The following is an 18,650-nucleotide window of genomic DNA, read 5'->3' as shown; positions in this document are numbered from 1 at the left end:
GGGGTGGCCTCCGGCAACGGCAAGGGCCAGATCTTCGTGAAGGGCGAGGTCATCAAGACCGTCCCCGAATCGAAGATCGTCGAGACCCTCATCGACGAGGCGATGAAGATCGCCGAGCAGATGGAGAAGGACGGCGTCATGTCCGGCGAGCCCGCCGTGAGCGTCGGCTGACCTTTCGCCGGCCGACGCCTTCGGGGGCCCTGGTTCCGGCCCCGTGAGCCTTCGCCTGCGCGACGGTACGGGCCTCCGCCCTTACGGGCACGCCGGGCCCGGACCGGGCCTCCTACGCGCCTCCGTAAGGCCACCGGCCCGTACGCGTTCCGCTACGAGGACCGCGGCGTACGAGCCGCGGTACGGCCCCCGCGGCCGCACACGGGTCGGCTACGGGCCACACGGCCGTACTGACGCCCGTAACGGCCCCCCGTGGCCCATGCGCCCCGCGCCCACCGCGCGGGGCGCTCTCGCGTCCGGCCGCGCGCCCGGTGCGCCGCCGGAATCGCGAGGTACAGTGCCAAGACCTGATCCCCCATGGCCCGCGGCCCGAACCGGTGAGGCAATCCGACACGTGTTGACGACGACCACCACCAGGGTCCTGGAGCCCGCAGAGCTCGACGCGGCGCTCGCCGTACTGGACCGCGACCCGGTCGCCAACGCCTTCGTCGCCGCACGCGTACAGGTCGCCGGGCTCGACCCGTGGCGGCTGGGCGGCGAGATGTGGGGCTGGTACACGGACGGCAGGCTGGAGTCCCTGTGCTACGCGGGCGCCAACCTGGTGCCCATCTGCGCCGGCCCCGCCGCCGTACGGGCCTTCGCCGACCGCGCCCGCCGCAGCGGCCGCCGCTGCTCCTCCATCGTGGGCCCCACCGAGGCCACCGCGGAGCTCTGGTCGCTGCTGGAGCCCAGCTGGGGACCGGCCCGCGAGGTCCGCGCCCACCAGCCGCTGATGGCCACCGAGACCATGCCGCCGGACATCGCCCCCGACCCGCTCGTCCGCCGCGTCCGCAAGGACGAGATGGACGTGATCATGCCGGCCTGTGTGTCGATGTTCACCGAGGAGGTCGGCGTCTCGCCGCTGGCCGGCGACGGCGGGCTCCTCTACCAGGCGCGCGTCGCCGAACTCGTCAGCGCCGGCCGGTCCTTCGCACGCGTCGAGGACGGCCGCGTCGTCTTCAAGGCCGAGATCGGCGCGGCCACCCCGCGCGCCTGCCAGATCCAGGGCGTCTGGGTCGCCCCCGAGTTCCGCGGCCGCGGCCTCTCCAAGAGCGGCATGGCGGCCGTCTTGCGGTACGCCCTGCGCGACGTCTCCCCGGTCGTCAGCCTCTACGTCAACGACTTCAACACGGCGGCCCGCGCCACGTACCGCGGCGTCGGCTTCCAGGAGGTCGGCGCGTTCATGAGCGTGCTGTTCTGAGGCGCCCGGCCGGAGCGCCCCGCAGGCGGGGCCGCGGGGCGGACGCGCACGGCGCCGCACCGGTAGCCTCCCCGCATGGATGACATCGTGGTCGGTCCACTCGACCTCGCCGCGCGCGTGGACGACGCCCTCGCCGTGCAGGCGCTCGCCTTCGGGCTCACCGACGACGAGATCGGCGTACGCCGCCAGATCGTGCTGCGGCACCTGCTGAACCCCGGGGCCCGCGCGCTCGGCGCGACCAGAGAGGACGGCCGGCTCGTCGGCTTCGTCTACGGGATGCCCAACGACCGCCACCACTGGTGGGCGACCGTCGTCGAACCGTATCTGCGCGGCGAGGGCAACGACGCCTGGCTGGACGACGCCTTCGTCATCACCGAACTGCACGTGCTCCCCGCCTACCAGAAGCGGCGCATCGGCCGGACCCTGATCACCGCCATCACCGACGGCGCCGACGAACCGCGCTCGATCCTCTCCGCCATCGACGCCGACAGCCCCGCCCGAGCCCTCTACCGCAGGCTCGGCTACCGCGACCTGGCGCGGCCGGTGCACTTCCCCTCCGCGCCCAGCGCCTACGCGGTGATGGGCGCGCCGCTGCCGCTGCCGAGATGAGATGAGGGGAACCCATTTCCCGGCTGTCGGCGGCGGCGGCTAATCTCCTGGGAATCCCACTTCGCACGCAGGAGATCACCATGGCCCACGTCCAGCGCATGTCCACGATGATGCTGAAGACATTGCGCGACGACCCGGCCGACGCGGAGACCGCCAGCCACAAGCTGCTGGTCCGCGCCGGTTACGTCCGCCGCACCGCCGCGGGGATCTGGACCTGGCTGCCGCTCGGCAAGAAGGTGCTGGAGAACGTCTCGCGGGTGGTGCGCGAGGAGATGGACGCCATCGGCGGCCAGGAAGTGCTGCTCCCCGCGCTGCTGCCCAAGGAGCCGTACGAGACGAGCGGCCGGTACGAGGAGTACGGCGACCTGCTCTTCCGCCTCCAGGACCGCAAGGGCGCCGAATACCTGCTCGGCCCCACCCATGAGGAGATCTTCACCCTCACGGTCAAGGACCAGTGCACGTCCTACAAGGACCTGCCCGTGATCCTCTACCAGATCCAGACGAAGTACCGCGACGAGGCCCGCCCCCGCTCCGGCGTGCTGCGCGGGCGCGAGTTCCAGATGAAGGACTCGTACTCGTTCGATGCCTCGGACGAGGGGCTGGCCGAGGCGTACCGCCTGCACCGCGAGGCGTACACCCGCATCTTCGCCCGGATCGGCCTGGACTACCGCATCGTCTCCGCCGTCTCCGGCGCGATGGGCGGCTCGGCGTCAGAGGAGTTCCTGGCCCCCGCCGCGGCCGGCGAGGACACCTTCGCGGACTGCCCCGCCTGCGACTTCTCCGCCAACACGGAGGCGGTCACCGCGGTCGTGCCGCCCGTGCCCGAGACCGAGCACGGCCCGGTCGAGGAGCTGGACACCCCCGACACCCCGACCATCGAGACCCTCGCCGAGCACCTCGGCGTGCCGGCCTCGGCGACGCTCAAGAACCTCCTCGTGAAGGTGGACGGCGAGATCACGGCCGTGGGCGTGCCGGGCGACCGGGAGGTGGACCTCGGCAAGCTGGGCGAGCACCTCGCGCCCGCCGTCGTGGAACTGGTCACGGCCGAGGACTTCGTCGGCCGCCCCGACCTCGTGCGCGGCTACGTCGGCCCGCAGGGGCTGGCCGGCAAGGCGTTCCGCTACATCGCCGACCCGCGCGTGGCGCCCGGCACGTCCTGGGTCACCGGCGCCAACAAGGCCGACACGCACGCCCGCAACGTGGTGTGCGGCCGGGACTTCGACGTGGACGAGTACCTCGACGTGGTCGTCGTCGAGGAGGGCGACCCGTGCCCCCGGTGCGGCGCGGGCCTGAAGCTGGACCGGGCGATCGAGATCGGCCACATCTTCCAGCTCGGCCGCAAGTACGCCGACACGTTCGGGCTCGACGTGCTCGGGCAGCAGGGCAAGCCGGTGCGCGTCACCATGGGCTCGTACGGCATCGGCGTCTCCCGTGCCGTCGCCGCGCTCGCCGAGCAGACCCACGACGGCTCCGGGCTCTGCTGGCCGCGCGAGATCGCCCCCGCCGACGTCCACATCGTCGCGGCCGGCAAGGCCCGGCAGACCGAGCTGGCGCTCGACCTCGCGGAGCGGCTGAACGCGGCCGGGACGCGGGTGATGGTCGACGACCGGGCGGGCGTCTCGCCCGGCGTGAAGTTCACCGACGCCGAGCTGATCGGCGTGCCGACGATTCTGGTCGTCGGGCGGCGGGCGGCCGAGGGCGTCGTGGAGCTGAAGGACCGGCGCACGGGGGAGCGGGAGGAGCTTCCGGTCGCCGAGGCCATCGCCCGCGTGACGGGCTGACGACGACCTGACGGGCGGGGTCGGGGCGCTGCCCTGGCCCCGGCCCTCCGGAAGGCGCCCCCGACGGGCCGGAGTCCATGCGGGCGGCTACAGCAAACCCGCGAACTCCAGCAGGAGTTCGCCCTGCTGGCGGTGGCCCTGGGAGAGTCTTCGGAGGGCGGCCTCCGTGGTGCGGAAGTGCGACCAGCCGCGGAGGCGGTCGCGGTCGATGTCGAGGGAATCGGCCAGTTTGGAGACGCGTCGGCGGGCGGCGGAGGCGGCGCCCGAGGAGGCCAGGAGGGTGTCCGAGCGGTCGCGTACGAGCCGGGCCAGGTCATACGCGCGCTCACCCACCAGCGGCTTCGGGTCGATGGCCAGCCACGGGACGCGGTCGCCCGCGAGCACGTTCCCCTGGTGGTAGTCGCCGTGCAGCAGCGCGTCGCCGGGCGCGTCGGCGATCAGCGCGTCGCGCAGCTCCAGCGCCTCGTCGATGACGGCCTCGGCGTCCGCCGCCCACGGCTGGGCGCGGTGCTCGCGCACCGCGTCGGCCAGCGCGGCCGTACGGCCGGCGACGGAGGCGAAGCGGTGCCCCTCCTCCGGGTTCACCCACAGCCGCTGCAACGTGGCGGCGGCCTCCAGCATGGCCTTCGGGTCCGGCAGCGAACGCAGGCTGACGTCCCCGTGCAGCCGCTCCAGGAGCAGCGCGCCGCCCTCCGGGTCCGCGCGCAGCAGCCGCGCCGCGCCCCAGCCGTTCCACTGGGTGAGCGCCGCGTGCTCCTGGGCGGTCTCCTCGTCGAGCAGGCCGAGCTTGAGCGCGGCCGGCGTGCCGTCGGACTGCCGGACGAGGACGACCATGCTGGCCCGGCCGCCGGGCCGCTGGACCCGCTCGGGCGTCAGCTCCCAGCGCTCCAGGTAGTGCGCGGCCCGGCCGGGCAGGGCTTCGAGCCAGTCCCGCGCCGCGTCGCCGGCCGGTCCCCGGCGGGCGCTCAGGGTGCGTACCAGCCGCTCCGGCGGTTGGAGGCGGTCGTTCGCGTCGGTCATCCCTGAGCTGTCCCTTTCAGACGGGTCGGTTTCGGACGGGTCGGTTTCGGACGGGCCGGTTCCGGGCGGGTCGGGTGCGACAACGGCCGGTCGCGACGGGGTCGGGCGGGGCGGCGGGGCTCACATCGCGTCGGCGCTGCCGCTCGCGGAGCCGGGCGTCGCCGACGCGTCCGGCGTACCGGCCCGTTCGGCGAGCCCTGGGAAGGCTACGCTCCCGCCCCGCCACCGCACCGCACGCACCGTCGCCTCGCGCATGGCGTCTGCGGCGCTGCGGCGCAGCCCGCCCGTGGCGGCCCGTACGAGGTCGGCGTAGACGCCCGTGACCCGGTTCTCCAGCTCGGCCGCGAGCCGCACCGCGGCCTGCGCGTCCGGCACGGCGAAGGGCAGCGTGTAGGCGGCGGCCGCGGGCTCGGGCGTGCCGCCGAGATCCTGCACGGTGCGCCGCATCGCGTCCCGCCGGGCGCGGTGCGCGTCGTACCCCTGGCGCGCCTCGACGGCGCGCGCGCTGTCCACGCGCCCCCCGACGACGCCGTAGCCGTACACGGCGGCGTGCTCGGCGGCGAGGGCGGCCTGGGCCGCGGCGAGGGCCTCGGCCTCGGGGCCGCCGGAGGGGCTTCCGCTGGGGCGCGGTGTCGCGTCGGCCATGTCAGCTGCCCTCCGTGAGGAGATAGACGTGCGCCGCGCCTGCGGCGGCGACGGAGGCGAGGAGGCGGGCCAGCTCCGGGGGCGCGTCCGCGAGAGCCGCCAGCCGGGCGTCGGCGGTGCGCCGCTCGGCGGCGACGAGCGCGCCGAGGGCGCCCTTCTCGTCCTTGGGCACGTCCGTACGGGCTGTGGGGGAGGCGGTCGAAGAGGGCGAGGCGGACGCGGACGGCGCGGCCGATGCCGTCGCGCGCTTCTCGGGCGCCCCGAACGCCCGCGCGTGGAGCGCGACTTCGGCGCGCAGCGGCGCCAGCCGCCCGGCGAGCCCCGCGTGCGCGGCCAGCGTCGCCTCGTAGCGGTCCAGCAGCGCGTCGGAGTCCCGCGCGGCGCGTGCGCGCAGCCGTTCGCCGGCCCGGGCGCGCTTGTCGCCGCCGGTCTCCCCGTGCTCGGAGCAGCCGGCGAGCAGCGCCGCCGCCCCGAGGGCCGCGGCCCCGGTCAGCACGGTGCGTCTGTGCGGGCCGGCCGGGCCCCGCGTCGTCGTCGTGAGCGGCACGTTCCTCTTTCCGCCTCGGTCAGGAATGATCTCGGGAATGATCCGGGAATGATCACCGCACGTGAGCGTACCGGCGCGGTGACAGGGGTCCGGGGAGCGGCCGCCGAATCGTCAGCCGGCTGCCGGAACAGCTAGGCTCTGTCCTGACACGCGACTTTCCCACAACAGCACACGCGGCCGAGGAGTCACCCGGATGAGCACCACCCAGAGCGAGAGGCTGCGCGCATTGCTGGCACCTCTCGTCAGCGCGCGAGAGCTGGATCTGGAAGAGGTCGAGGTGACGCCGGCCGGGAAGCGGCGCGTACTGCGCATCGTGGTGGACTCCGACGACGGCGTGCTGCTGGACACGTGTGCCGAGCTGAGCCGGGCGGCCTCCGAGCTGCTCGACGAGACGGACGCGATGGGCGGAGCCCCGTACTCCCTGGAAGTCACCTCACCCGGCGCCGACCGGCCGCTGACCGAGCCGCGCCACTACCGGCGCGCCGTCGGCCGCCTCGTCAAGGCGCAGCTGACCGCCGGCGGCGAGCTGATCACGCGCATCATCGCCGTGGACGACGAGGGCCTCGACACCGAGGTGCCGGGCGTGAAGGGGCGCAAGCCCACCGCCCGCCGCCTGGAGTTCTCCGAGATCGCCAAGGCACGGGTCGAGATCGAGTTCAACCACAAGCACAGCAGGACCAACAACAGCGACGCCAACGACACGGACGACGCGAACGACACCGTCGACGCGGGCGACGACGCGAACGACGAGAACCAAGAGGAGGCGTAGCCGTGGACATCGACATGAGTGCCCTGCGGGGTCTGGTACGGGAGAAGGAGATCTCGTTCGACCTGCTGGTCGGGGCGATCGAATCGGCCCTCCTCATCGCGTACCACCGCACCGAGGGAAGCCGCCGCCGGGCCCGCGTGGAGCTGGACCGCAACACCGGCCATGTGACGGTGTGGGCGAAGGAGAACGCCGAGGACCTCACGGACCTGGAGGAGGGGCAGGAGCCCCGCGAGTTCGACGACACCCCCTCCGGCTTCGGCCGGATCGCGGCGACCACCGCGAAGCAGGTCATCCTGCAGCGGCTGCGCGACGCCGAGGAAGAGATCACGTTCGGCGAGTACGCGGGGCGCGAGGGCGATGTCGTCGCGGGCATCGTGCAGCAGGGCAAGGACCCGAAGAACGTGCTGGTCGACATCGGCCGGCTGGAGGCCATCCTGCCGGTGCAGGAACAGGTGCCGGGCGAGGAGTACAAGCACGGCACGCGGCTGCGCACCTATGTCGTCCGGGTGGTCAAGGGCGTGCGCGGCCCGTCCGTGACGCTCTCGCGCACCCACCCCAACCTGGTGCGCAAGCTCTTCGCCATGGAGGTCCCGGAGATCGCGGACGGCTCCGTGGAGATCGCGGCCATCGCCCGCGAGGCCGGTCACCGCACGAAGATCGCCGTCCGGTCCACCCGGTCCGGGCTCAACGCCAAGGGCGCCTGCATCGGCCCGATGGGCGGCCGGGTGCGGGCGGTCATGGCCGAGCTGCACGGCGAGAAGATCGACATCGTGGACTGGTCGGACGACCCGGCCGAGCTGGTGGCGCACGCGCTGTCCCCGGCCCGCGTCTCCAAGGTCGAGGTCGTGGACCTGGGCGCCCGCTCCGCGCGGGTCACCGTCCCCGACTACCAGCTCTCGCTCGCCATCGGCAAGGAGGGGCAGAACGCCCGCCTCGCCGCCCGGCTCACCGGATGGCGCATCGACATCCGGCCGGACACCGAGCAGCCCGGCGACCGGGACGGCGACCGCGACCGGGATCAGGACCGGGACCGGGACTGAGCGCGGCCCCGTACGAGCGGGGCCGGGCACGGGACGACCGTACGGCCGGAGCCCCGCGGCCGGGGTCCGTACGGCCGGGACCGGGAACGGACCGAAACGAATAAGCGCGCGATCAGTAACCCGAAGGGGTTATGTCGTCGCGGGGAGGTAGACTTAAGCAGTGTCTGGTCGGACGCACGCCCGAGCATGCCCAGAGCGAACCTGTGTGGGTTGCCGGGAGCGAACGGCCAAGAGCGAACTGCTGCGCATCGTGGCGGTCGAGGGCGCTTGCACCCCCGATCCTCGCGGTACGCTGCCCGGCCGGGGTGCCTATCTGCACCCCACAGTGGTCTGTTATGACCTGGCGGTCCGCCGCCGGGCGCTGCCCCGGGCCCTCCGCTATCAGGGGGACCGGGGACCGCTCGACACCGCGCGAGTGCGTGGTTTCGTCGAGCAGGCAACGCCGTAAGAAGAGAACGGCACGGGAAAGCCGTGCGGTCAGGTACCTCGCGAGTCGGAAGTAGGTCGAGATTGCGATGAGCACTCGATGAGTACGCGATGAGTACGCCCATGAAGTAGCGACGGTCCGGCGTGAACCCGGACCTAAAAGGAGCGAAGTGGCTAAGGTCCGGGTATACGAACTCGCCAAGGAGTTCGGAGTGGAGAGCAAGGTCGTCATGGCCAAGCTCCAAGAACTCGGTGAATTCGTACGTTCGGCGTCCTCGACGATCGAGGCGCCGGTTGTTCGCAAGTTGACCGACGCACTGCAGGGGCCCGGCGGCAACGCCGGCAAGTCCGCTGCGAAGCCCGGGGCGCCCCGCAAGGCGTCCCCCGCCAAGCCGGCCGCACCCGCCCCGGGTCCGTCGGCGCGTCCCGCTGCCCCGGCTCCCAAGCCGGCCGCGGACGCCCCCGCCAAGCCCGCCGCGGCCTCGGGAACCGGCTCCGCGCCGACGCCCGGCCCGCGTCCGGGTCCGAAGCCCGCGCCGGCCAAGCCCGGCCCGGTCGCCCCGGTGCCCGCCGCGGAGTTCTCCGCCCCGGCTCCGGCCCAGCCCGAGCGCCCGGCCCAGCAGGAGCGCCCGGCCCAGCAGGAGCGCCCCGCCGCGCCCGCCCCGCGCCCCGGCGCCACCCCCGGCCCGCGCCCCGCGCGCCCGGCCCCCGGTGGTCAGCAGGGCGGCGGCCAGCAGCGTGACGGCGGCCAGCAGGGCGGCGGCCGCCCCGAGCGGGGCCCCCGCCCCGGCGGCCAGAACCAGGGCCCGCGCCCCGGCGGCGCCCGTCCGTCCGGACCCCGTCCGGGCAACAACCCCTTCACCTCCGGCGGTTCCACGGGCATGGCCCGTCCGCAGGCCCCCCGTCCCGGCGGCGCCCCGCGCCCCGGCGGCCAGGGCGGTCCCGGCGGTGCTCCGCGTCCGCAGGGCGGCCCCGGCGGCGCCCCGCGTCCCCAGGGCGGTCAGGGCGGCGCCCGGCCGACCCCGGGCGGCATGCCCCGTCCGCAGGGCGGCGCGCGTCCCGGCCCCGGTTCCGGCGCTCCCGCCGGCAACCGTCCGAACCCCGGCATGATGCCGCAGCGTCCGGCTGCCGGCCCCCGTCCCGGCGGCGGCCCCGGCGGCGGCCGCGGTCCCGGCGGCGCGGGCCGTCCGGGCGGCGGCGGTCGTCCCGGTGGCGGCGGCGGCTTCGCCGGTCGTCCCGGTGGCGGCGGCGGTGCCGGTCGTCCCGGTGGCGGCGGCGGCTTCGCCGGTCGTCCCGGTGGCGGCGGCCCCGGCGGCTTCGGCGGTCGTCCCGGCTTCGGCGGGCGTCCGGGCGGTCCCGGCGCCCGTGGCGGAACGCAGGGCGCCTTCGGCCGCCCCGGCGGTCCCGCGCGGCGCGGTCGCAAGTCGAAGCGGCAGAGGCGCCAGGAGTACGAGGCCATGCAGGCCCCGTCGGTCGGCGGCGTGATGCTGCCGCGCGGCAACGGACAGACCGTCCGCCTGTCGCGTGGTGCGTCCCTCACCGACTTCGCGGAGAAGATCAACGCCAACCCGGCGTCGCTCGTCGCCGTGATGCTCAACCTCGGCGAGATGGTCACCGCGACCCAGTCGGTCTCCGACGAGACGCTGCAGCTGCTCGCCGACGAGATGAACTACGTCCTCGAGGTCGTCAGCCCGGAGGAGGAGGACCGCGAGCTCCTGGAGTCCTTCTCCATCGAGTTCGGCGAGAACGAGGGCGGCGAGGAGATGCTCGTCTCCCGCCCGCCGGTCGTGACCGTCATGGGCCACGTCGACCACGGCAAGACCCGACTGCTGGACGCGATCCGCAAGACGAACGTCGTCGCGGGCGAGGCCGGCGGCATCACGCAGCACATCGGTGCGTACCAGGTCGCCACCGAGGTCAACGGCGAGGACCGCGCGATCACCTTCATCGACACCCCGGGTCACGAGGCGTTCACCGCCATGCGTGCCCGCGGTGCGAAGTCGACCGACATCGCGATCCTCGTGGTGGCGGCCAACGACGGTGTGATGCCCCAGACGATCGAGGCGCTGAACCACGCCAAGGCGGCCGACGTGCCGATCGTGGTCGCGGTCAACAAGATCGACGTCGAGGGCGCCGACCCGACCAAGGTGCGCGGCCAGCTCACCGAGTTCGGGCTGGTGGCCGAGGAGTACGGCGGCGACACGATGTTCGTCGACATCTCCGCCCGCAAGGGCGAGAACATCGACGCCCTCCTGGAGGCCGTCGTGCTCACCGCCGACGCCTCGCTCGACCTGCGCGCCAACGCGGAGCAGGCCGCGCAGGGCATCGCGATCGAGGCCCACCTCGACCGCGGCCGCGGCGCCGTGGCCACCGTGCTGGTCCAGCGCGGCACGCTGCGGGTCGGCGAGACGATGGTCGCGGGCGACGCCTACGGCCGCGTCCGGGCGATGCTCGACGACAAGGGCAACAACGTCGAGGAAGCGGGTCCCTCGACCCCCGTCCTGGTCCTGGGTCTCACCAACGTCCCCGGCGCCGGCGACAACTTCCTCGTCGTCGACGAGGACCGTACGGCCCGGCAGATCGCCGAGAAGCGCGCGGCGCGCGAGCGCAACGCGGCCTTCGCCAAGCGCACCCGCCGGGTGTCCCTCGAGGACCTCGACAAGGTGCTCAAGGCCGGCGAGATCCAGCAGCTCAACCTCATCATCAAGGGCGACGCGTCCGGTTCGGTCGAGGCTCTCGAGTCCTCGCTGCTCCAGCTCGATGTGGGCGAGGAGGTCGACATCCGCGTGCTGCACCGCGGCGTGGGTGCGGTCACTGAGTCCGACATCAACCTGGCGTCCGGCTCCGACGCGATCGTCATCGGCTTCAACGTCCGCGCCGAGGGCCGTGCCACGCAGATGGCCGAGCGCGAGGGCGTCGACGTCCGGTACTACTCGGTCATCTACCAGGCGATCGAGGAGATCGAGGCGGCCCTCAAGGGCATGCTCAAGCCGGAGTACGAAGAGGTCGAGCTGGGCACGGCGGAGATCCGCGAGGTCTTCCGTTCGTCCAAGCTGGGCAACATCGCCGGTGTCCTCATCCGCTCCGGCGAGGTCAAGCGCAACACCAAGGCGCGCCTCGTCCGCGACGGCAAGGTCATCGCGGAGGACCTCAACATCCAGGGCCTGCGCCGCTTCAAGGACGACGTCACCGAGATCCGGGAAGGGTTCGAGGGCGGTATCAACCTCGGCAACTTCAACGACATCAAGATCGACGACGTCATCGCGACGTACGAGATGCGCGAGAAGCCTCGCGGCTGATCGTCCATGAGCGACCCGGGGCCGGTCGGCGGAGCGTTATTTCCGTCGATCGGCCCCGGCCGTTGCGTGTACGGTTCGAAGAGCTCGTACACCAAATGCCTCACGCCTCCCGGGTGGGCTTCACCCGCACCGCATGTATGTAGGGACGCTCTCCTTCGACCTGCTCCTGGGCGACGTACGGTCGCTGAAGGAGAAACGCTCCATCGTGCGCCCGATCGTCGCCGAACTGCGCCGCGCGTACGCGGTCAGCGTGGCGGAGGTCGGCGACCAGGACCTCTACCGCAGGACCGAGATCGGCCTCGCGGTGGTCTCCGGGGACACGGGACACCTCGTGGACGTGCTGGACCGCTGTGAACGCTGGGTCGCCGCCCGTCCCGAGGTGGAACTGCTGTCCGTGCGGCGGCGGATCCACGGCGACGACGAGTGACGACTGATGAATGAACCGAAGAAGAAAGAAGTAGGCGCATGACCGACAACGCGCGGGCGCGCAAGCTGGCCGACCGCATCCGGGAGATCGTCGCGGAGACCCTGCAGCGCCGGATCAAGGACCCGCGGCTCGGCTATGTGACCATCACGGACACCCGGGTCACGGGCGACCTGCGGGAGGCGACCGTGTTCTACACGGTCTACGGCGACGACGAGGAGCGCGCGGCCTCCGCGGCCGCCCTGGAGAGCGCCAAGGGCGTGCTGCGCTCCACGGTCGGCCGGGAGACCGGGGTGCGGTTCACCCCGACCCTGACGTTCGTCCCCGACGCCCTGCCCGACAACGCCCGCACCATCGAGGACCTGCTCGCCAAGGCCAAGGCCAAGGACGCGGAGGTCCGCGAGGTGTCCTCCGGCAAGTCGTACGCCGGCGACGCCGACCCCTACCGCAAGCCGGGTGAGGACGGCGCCGACGCCGACGCGGAGACCGACGGCGACGCGCAGGGCAAGGGGACCGCCGCCGAATGAAGCGCGCACCATCCACCTGTCCGGACGGCCTGGTCATCGTCGACAAGCCGGCCGGCTTCACCTCCCACGACGTCGTGGCCAAGATGCGGGGCATAGCCCGGACCCGCAAGGTCGGGCACGCGGGCACGCTCGACCCGATGGCGACGGGCGTCCTCGTGCTCGGCGTCGAGCGGGCCACGAAGCTCCTCGGTCACTTGGCGCTGACCGAGAAGGAGTACGTCGGCACGGTCCGGCTCGGCCAGACGACGGTGACCGACGACGCGGAGGGCGAGCTCATCGCGTCCGCCGACGCCTCCGGCATCGCGCGCGAGGCCGTCGACGCCGGGGTCGCCAAGCTGAGCGGCGACATCATGCAGGTGCCGTCGAAGGTCAGCGCCATCAAGATCGACGGCAAGCGGTCGTACGCGCGGGCGCGCGAGGGCGAGGACTTCGAGATCCCCGCGCGGCCCGTGACGGTCTCCTCCTTCGTCGTGCACGCGGTGCACGACGGGGTCGCGGAGGACGGCACGCCCGTACAGGACCTGCTGGTCTCCGTGGTCTGCTCGTCCGGTACGTACATCCGCGCGCTCGCCCGCGACCTGGGCGCGGACCTGGGCGTCGGCGGCCACCTCACGGCGCTGCGGCGCACCCGCGTCGGCCCGTACGGACTGGACGCGGCCCGCACGCTGGAGCAGCTCCAGGAGGAGCTGACGGTCATGCCGGTCGCCGAGGCCGCCGCGGCGGCGTTCACCCGCTGGGACGTGGACGAGGAGCAGGCCCGGCTGCTGGCCAACGGCGTACGGCTGCGGATGCCGCCGGCCGTCGCGGACGGGCCCGGTCCGGTCGCCGTCTTCGGGCCCGACGGCGCGTTCCTCGTGCTCGTCGAGAACCAGGGCGGCAAGGCCAAGAGCCTGGCGGTCTTCGCCTGACGCGGGGACCGCCGCGGCGGTACCCCAGGCGGCTCGGTCCCCATCCGTGGGGCGGGCGGGCGCGGTTCGCGCGCTGCCCGCCCCACGATCCCCCTCACCGGCTCTCTATCCGGCCCACGGCCCTGATTCACCCCATCGAGCAGGCGCTCGGAGTGAACCGCGGGGGTGCGAGGGGGCGCGTTCGCGGTGCGAGGTGTTTCCGGCGATCACTCGCCGCATACCGTCTGAGTACGGGCGGCGGGGCGCGGGGAGGCACGGCGGATGGCGTTGCGGCGTACGGATCCGGACGAGGCGCTGGTGCGCATCCGGGACCTGGCCGGGCGGCCGCGCGGCACCGGCTTCCTCGCGGACGGCCACGGCACCCTGATCACCAGCCACGAGGCGGTCGACGGCCTCGCGCGCGTCGTGCTGCACGCCTCCGGCGAGCAGACCTGCCTGGTCGGCGACGACGCCGTGCTCGCCCTCCCGGAGGCCGATCTCGCGCTCGTACGGACCGAGGGGCTGAGCGCGCCGCCGCTCGCCGTCTCCGCGTCCGCCGCGATCGAGCCGGGCGCGGGCGTGCGGCTGCGCACGCGGCGCTGGCTCGACGCCAGGGTGGTGGGCGGCGCGGCCGTCACCTACACCGCCACCGACCGCTTCCACCTGCTGGGCTCGGCGCTGGAGCTGACCGTGGGGGACCGGGAGGGGGTGCGGCTCGGCGAGCGGGCCGCGGGCGGGCCCGTGCTCGACGCGCGGACCGGAGCGGTCGTCGCCGTCCTCGGTACCGCCCTGCACACCGGCCGCCGGGCGGGCGGCTTCGCGATCCCGCTGCGCGCCACCGCCGAAGCGGACCCCGGAGGCCCGCTCGCCGCGCTGCTGACGCGCAACGGCGCGACCGTGCCCGCGTACGGGCCGGACCTCAACCTCGCGGGCGCGCTCCAGCTCACCGCCCTGTCGCTCGGCCCGGCGGCCGGCCCGCGCCCCTGGGGCGAACCGGCCGAACGCTCCGACACCGCCGAGGAGTTCACCGCCTTCCTCGACGGCGACGCCCCGGTGCTGGGACTCGTCGGGGACCCCGGCACCGGCCGGACGACGGAGCTGGCCGCGCTCGCGGCGCGCCGGGCCCGAGGCGCCGCGCCCGCCCCGACGGTGTGGCTGCGCGGCGCCGACCTGTGCGCGGGCGACGCGGGCGTACGGGACGCCGTCGCCCGCGCCCTGACAGCGGCGGGCCGCGTCGTCACGGCGTCGGCGGGGGCGGCCGGGACGGTCGGCGACACGGCGGCCGTGACCCCCGAGTCCATCGCACGGCTCACGCGCGCCGCCGGGCGCCCGCTGCTCGTACTCCTGGACGGGCCGGAGGAGATGCCGCCCGCGCTCGCCCGCGAGTTGTCCGGCTGGACGGCCGCGACCGCCGAGTGGCTGCGCGCCTCGGGGGCCCGGCTGATCGTCGCCTGCCGCCCCGAACACTGGGAACAGGCCGGCGCGCTCTTCCCGCCGGACGCCCTCCACCACCCCGCGCACGCCGCTTCCTCCCTCTCCCGCGCCCTCCCGCCGTGCGCCCGGCTCACCGATCTCACCCCGCGGCAGAGGGACCAGGCGTACGTCCGGTACGGCCTGCCGGTCGGCGCCGTGGCCTCGGCGGACGACGGCCATCCGCTGACGCTGCGGCTGGTGGCGGAGGTACGGGCGGCTCTGCCGGGTGCTGAAGGGGAAGGGGAAGGGGACAGCGCGGGGCGTGCGCCGGCGCACGAGGCGCACGCCCCCGGCGCGTGCGACGATCCGGGAACGGTTCCGGAGCCGGGCGCCCCCGACCGGTGGGAGGTCTTCTCCGCTTACCTCGACCTGCTCTGCCTGCGCGTCGCCGTTCGGCTCGCCGCCGACGAACGGCCCCCGAAGTGCGGCCCGGCCGTGCGCCGCCTCGCCGCCCGCGTGGCCGGACAGGCCCACGAGGCCGCCCGGCGCTGCCTCGGCCCAGGCCAGGGCGAACTGGACCGTACGTCGTTCGAGGAACTGTTCCCCTGGCGCACGGGCTGGGCCGCCGCCGTCCTGGCGGAGAACCTCCTCGTCCCGGCCGGCTCCGGCTACCGCTTCGCCCACGAGGAGTTCGCCGACTGGCTGCAAGGACAGCACCTCGACCTCGACATGGCGCTGAACGCCTTGGTGCACCGCTGGTGCGAGGTGAGAGGTGAACGGGGCGACGCGCGGGCTTGGCCGGGGGAGGCGCCTGTTGGCCGGGGGGAGGTGCGGGCCGGGTGGGGGGAGACGCAGGTCGGTCAGGGGGAGGTGCGGGCTGGTTGGGGTGAGGCATCGGCAGGGCAGGGGGAGGTGCGGGCTGGTTGGGGTGAGGCATCGGCAGGGCAGGGGGAGGTGCGGGCTGGTTGGGACGGGGCATCGGCAGGGCAGGGGGAGGTGCGGGCTGGTTGGGACGGGGCATCAGCCGGGCAGGGAGAGGCGCGGGCTGGTTGGGACGGGGCATCAGCCGGGCAGGGAGAGGCGCGGGCTGGTTGGGGTGAGACATCGGCAGGGCAGGGGGACACGGGGGCTCGGTGGGGTGAGATGCCTGGCCGTCAGGGAGACGCGCGGGGGCGGTGGAGTGAGACGCCTGGCCGTCCGGATGACGCGCGGGGCCGGTGGAGTGAGACGCAGGCCGGACACGATGACGCGCGGGACCGGTGGGGCGAGACGCCGGTCGGGCAGGGCGAGGCGCGGGCCCGGTGGGGCGAGGCACTGGCTGGTCAGGGCGGTACGCGGGTTCGTCGGGACGACACGCCGACCCGTCAGGACGACACGCCGACCCGGCGGGGTGGGGCGTCGGTTCCGGAGCCGGAGGTCGCCGTCCGGCTGCCGTCCCGGCCGGGGGCGGCCCCCGCGCGCCCGGAGGAAGCCGCCGCCCCCGCGCCCGTACGCAGATGGGGCAGGCGGTCCGCCCGCCAGCGGCCCGCCCCTGCCCCGGCACCCGCGCCGCCGCGCCCCCTGCCCGTACCCCGGCACCGCATCGGCCCCGTACTCCACGCCCTGCTCCTCCTCGGCCGCCGCTCCGGCCCGGCCGAACTCGCCCGCCGCCTCACGGAGCTGGTCCACGCGGTGGACGCGCTCGGCGCGCCGTTCCCGCAAGCGCCTCCGGCCGCCCGGCCCGCCGAGTGGGGGGAGCCCCCGCCCGCGGACGGCGCGGCTGCGGAACGGGGCGGCGACGCGGACGGGGGTCCGGGCCGGGCGCAGGACGGGGCCGACGCGTGGGACGTTTCCGAGAGCGGGGACGCACGCCGAGGGGCGGCGACGGGCGACGGACCGCCCGTACGTCCCGACCAGCGGTCCGCCTCGCTCGCGGACGATGCCTGGACTGTGACCGCGGACGGCCGTCTGCGCCGGGCACCGGGCGGCGGCGCATGGGCTGATTCCGTGGGCTGGGGAGCGCGCCGAGGGGAGGCGGTCGGCGACGGTCCGCCCGTACACCCTGATGAGCGGGCCGTACCGGCTACGGATGGCACCGCCGCGGAGCGACCCGGCGGTGCGCGACCCGCCTCTGCGGGGTGGGGAGCGCGTCGACGGGCGGCGGGCGGGGGCGATTCGTCCGTGCGCGCCGACGGGCGGGCCGCCCCGGCTGCGGACGGCGCCACCGCGGAGCGGCCCGGCGGTGCGCGAGCTGCTTCCACGGGCTGGGGCGCACGCGGAGAGGCAGCGGCGGGGGACGGGCCCGCCGGTCAGGCCGTGGCAGCGGAGCGGCGCCGCAACGCCTCCTGGTGGGCCGCCCACCTCCTCGGCGAAACCTTGCTGCGGGTGCCCGACGCCACGCCCTACCTCGGGGTGCTGCGGCTCCTCGCCGGCCGGGTGGCGGCGCGCTCGCTGCGGCACGGCGGGTTCGGCGAGTTCGGCCCGTGGTTCTGGCTGCGGCTCGGGCTCGCCCTGCCCGACCGGCTCGAACTGCTGCGGCTGCTGCTGCCCGCCGACGCGCCGCCGGGCAAGGACCCGGCCGGGGCGCCGGAGCGGTTCCTGCCCGCCGTCGCGACGGTACTGGCCGAGGACCCCTGCGCCGCCCAGCTCCTGCTCTGCCGTTGGTTCACCGACGACCGTCCGCTGCGGGCCGGCGCCGCGCCGGACGGCGATCTCCCCCTCCGGCCCACCGTCGCGGTCGCGGCCCAGGCCCTGCTCCACACCCACCGGCGGCACGCCGTGGACGATCTCGCCGAGGCGCTCGTGGCCGCCGCCCATGCGCTCGCCGACGAGCTGCTGGCCGCGCTCGCCGAGGACGAGCCGTCCGCCGTCTGCCGCGCCGTCGACCGCTGGGCGCACGACCCCCGCGGCGAGCGCCACGTGGCCGCGGCCACGTACGGGCTCCTGGCCGCCCCGCACATCACCACCGGCGCCGACCGCGAACTGCTGCGCTACGCCGCCCTCGCCCTCCTCGCGCGCCCCGCCGACCACTCCCTCCACGGCGCGGCCCTCGCCCTGCTCGTACGGGACCCGGAGACCCGCGTCAGACATCTGGAGCAGGCCCTCGCGCGGTTCGACGAGGGGGATCCGCACCTGTCGCCGAGTGCCCTCGCCGCGGCCCTGCCCACCCACCCCGAACCCGTGCTCCAAGCCCTCCGGGCCCGTCTGCGCAGGTCGGGCGAGGACCCGGACAGCACGCTGGAGACCATGCGCACGCTGGCCGACGTGACGGTTCCCGCGCTCGCCCGCCGCGCCGCCGAGCTCGTGCGCGAACACGCCGAGCACCGCCCGCAGGGCGCCCGGCACGCCGCGGCCTTCGTGGACCGCAGGCTCGAACACGGCCCGCCCGCCCGAGCGCTGCTCTTCCCGCTCGTCTCCGACATGCTGCGCGCCAGGTCGCCGCAGGCGCGCCGCGCCCTCGCGCCGGTGCTCGCCGCCCCCGGCACCCGCCTCTCGCGCCCCCTGCGGCACGAGTTGCTGGAGGTGCTGCTGGAGCACGAGGGGCACGGGCAGTACGGCCGGTACGGGCAGTACGTGCCCGACGCCGACACCCTCGACGCGCTGCTCCGTACGGCCGCGGAGGGCGCGGCCGAGCGGGGCCCGGCCCGTACCCGCGATCTCGTCCACCGCACCGGCCTGCTGCTGGCCCGTACGGCGGAGGGCGCGGCCTGTTTCGACCGGCGGCTCCTCCAGCTGGCCTGCGACGTGCCCGGCTTCGCGGCCCTGGTGCGCGGCTGGCTGGAATCCGCCCCCGCCGAATGGGCGGCGGTCGTGGGCCCGCGGGCCCGCGTCCAACTGGCGGGCGCAACGCCCGATGCGTGACGCGAGGACCCG

At 74.8% G+C, this 18,650-nt stretch carries 14 protein-coding genes and 1 pseudogene; 12 read left to right on the top strand and 3 right to left on the bottom strand.

Annotated elements, in window-relative coordinates:
• The 4 genes and pseudogenes from AB0I49_RS35535 to AB0I49_RS35520 all read left to right on the top strand — a co-directional run.
• A pseudogene (locus AB0I49_RS35535) lies at window positions 1–171 on the top strand (4-hydroxy-3-methylbut-2-en-1-yl diphosphate synthase); the annotation flags it as partial.
• A 394-nt stretch (window positions 172–565) separates the two neighbouring features.
• Window positions 566–1,411: a GNAT family N-acetyltransferase gene (locus tag AB0I49_RS35530; protein ID WP_363231346.1), complete on the top strand. Its 846-nt coding sequence runs from the start codon at window positions 566–568 to the stop codon at window positions 1,409–1,411.
• A gap of 75 nt (window positions 1,412–1,486) precedes the next feature.
• The gene (locus AB0I49_RS35525) at window positions 1,487–2,020 is read left to right on the top strand and encodes a GNAT family N-acetyltransferase (protein WP_363231345.1); all 534 of its coding nucleotides are present in this window, start codon (window positions 1,487–1,489) and stop codon (window positions 2,018–2,020) included.
• 80 nt (window positions 2,021–2,100) lie between these two features.
• Window positions 2,101–3,801, top strand: a complete 1,701-nt coding sequence (locus AB0I49_RS35520) for a proline--tRNA ligase (RefSeq protein WP_363231344.1) — start codon at window positions 2,101–2,103, stop codon at window positions 3,799–3,801.
• Window positions 3,802–3,888: 87 nt separating this feature from the next.
• On the opposite strand, the gene AB0I49_RS35515 is transcribed toward AB0I49_RS35520, so the two are convergent.
• The 3 genes from AB0I49_RS35515 to AB0I49_RS35505 all read right to left on the bottom strand — a co-directional run bounded on the left by AB0I49_RS35515 (window position 3,889) and on the right by AB0I49_RS35505 (window position 6,013).
• Window positions 3,889–4,821, bottom strand: coding sequence for an aminoglycoside phosphotransferase family protein (locus tag AB0I49_RS35515; RefSeq protein WP_363231343.1), 933 nt, complete (start codon window positions 4,819–4,821; stop codon window positions 3,889–3,891).
• Between the two features lie 120 nt (window positions 4,822–4,941).
• Entirely contained in the window at window positions 4,942–5,466 is a 525-nt protein-coding gene (locus AB0I49_RS35510; protein ID WP_363231342.1) for a ferritin-like domain-containing protein, read from the bottom strand.
• Between the two features lies 1 nt (window position 5,467).
• On the bottom strand, window positions 5,468–6,013 hold the full coding sequence (locus AB0I49_RS35505; RefSeq protein ID WP_363231341.1) for a hypothetical protein: 546 nt from the start codon (window positions 6,011–6,013) through the stop codon (window positions 5,468–5,470).
• Between the two features lie 193 nt (window positions 6,014–6,206).
• Here AB0I49_RS35505 and rimP point away from each other — a divergent pair, with 193 nt between their 5' ends.
• The 8 genes from rimP to AB0I49_RS35465 all read left to right on the top strand — a co-directional run bounded on the left by rimP (window position 6,207) and on the right by AB0I49_RS35465 (window position 18,638).
• Window positions 6,207–6,782 carry a ribosome maturation factor RimP gene (gene rimP, locus AB0I49_RS35500; protein ID WP_363231340.1) on the top strand — a complete coding sequence of 192 codons (576 nt, stop codon included), beginning with the start codon at window positions 6,207–6,209 and terminating at the stop codon, window positions 6,780–6,782.
• A gap of 2 nt (window positions 6,783–6,784) precedes the next feature.
• Complete coding sequence (nusA, locus tag AB0I49_RS35495) at window positions 6,785–7,822, top strand: transcription termination factor NusA (protein WP_363231339.1); 1,038 nt, start codon at window positions 6,785–6,787, stop codon at window positions 7,820–7,822.
• 160 nt (window positions 7,823–7,982) lie between these two features.
• Entirely contained in the window at window positions 7,983–8,270 is a 288-nt protein-coding gene (locus tag AB0I49_RS35490) for a YlxR family protein (protein ID WP_363231338.1), read from the top strand.
• Window positions 8,271–8,418: 148 nt separating this feature from the next.
• A complete protein-coding gene (infB, locus tag AB0I49_RS35485; protein WP_363231337.1) occupies window positions 8,419–11,547 on the top strand; it encodes a translation initiation factor IF-2 in 3,129 nt (1,042 codons plus the stop codon).
• Between the two features lie 133 nt (window positions 11,548–11,680).
• Window positions 11,681–11,974 carry a DUF503 domain-containing protein gene (locus AB0I49_RS35480; RefSeq protein ID WP_363231336.1) on the top strand — a complete coding sequence of 98 codons (294 nt, stop codon included), beginning with the start codon at window positions 11,681–11,683 and terminating at the stop codon, window positions 11,972–11,974.
• A 38-nt stretch (window positions 11,975–12,012) separates the two neighbouring features.
• Window positions 12,013–12,498, top strand: a complete 486-nt coding sequence (gene rbfA / locus AB0I49_RS35475) for a 30S ribosome-binding factor RbfA (protein ID WP_363231335.1) — start codon at window positions 12,013–12,015, stop codon at window positions 12,496–12,498.
• A complete protein-coding gene (truB, locus tag AB0I49_RS35470) occupies window positions 12,495–13,406 on the top strand; it encodes a tRNA pseudouridine(55) synthase TruB (protein ID WP_363231334.1) in 912 nt (303 codons plus the stop codon). Before rbfA ends, truB begins: the two co-directional genes overlap by 4 nt.
• Before the next feature lie 261 nt (window positions 13,407–13,667).
• A complete protein-coding gene (locus tag AB0I49_RS35465; protein ID WP_363231333.1) occupies window positions 13,668–18,638 on the top strand; it encodes a hypothetical protein in 4,971 nt (1,656 codons plus the stop codon).
• Window positions 18,639–18,650 lie beyond the last annotated feature (12 nt).

It is taken from the genome of Streptomyces sp. NPDC050617 (assembly GCF_040654795.1).
In the GTDB taxonomy this organism is placed as follows: domain Bacteria; phylum Actinomycetota; class Actinomycetes; order Streptomycetales; family Streptomycetaceae; genus Streptomyces.
The sequence above is the reverse complement of the archived record's forward strand: the minus strand, read 5'-3'. Positions and strand labels throughout refer to the sequence as shown.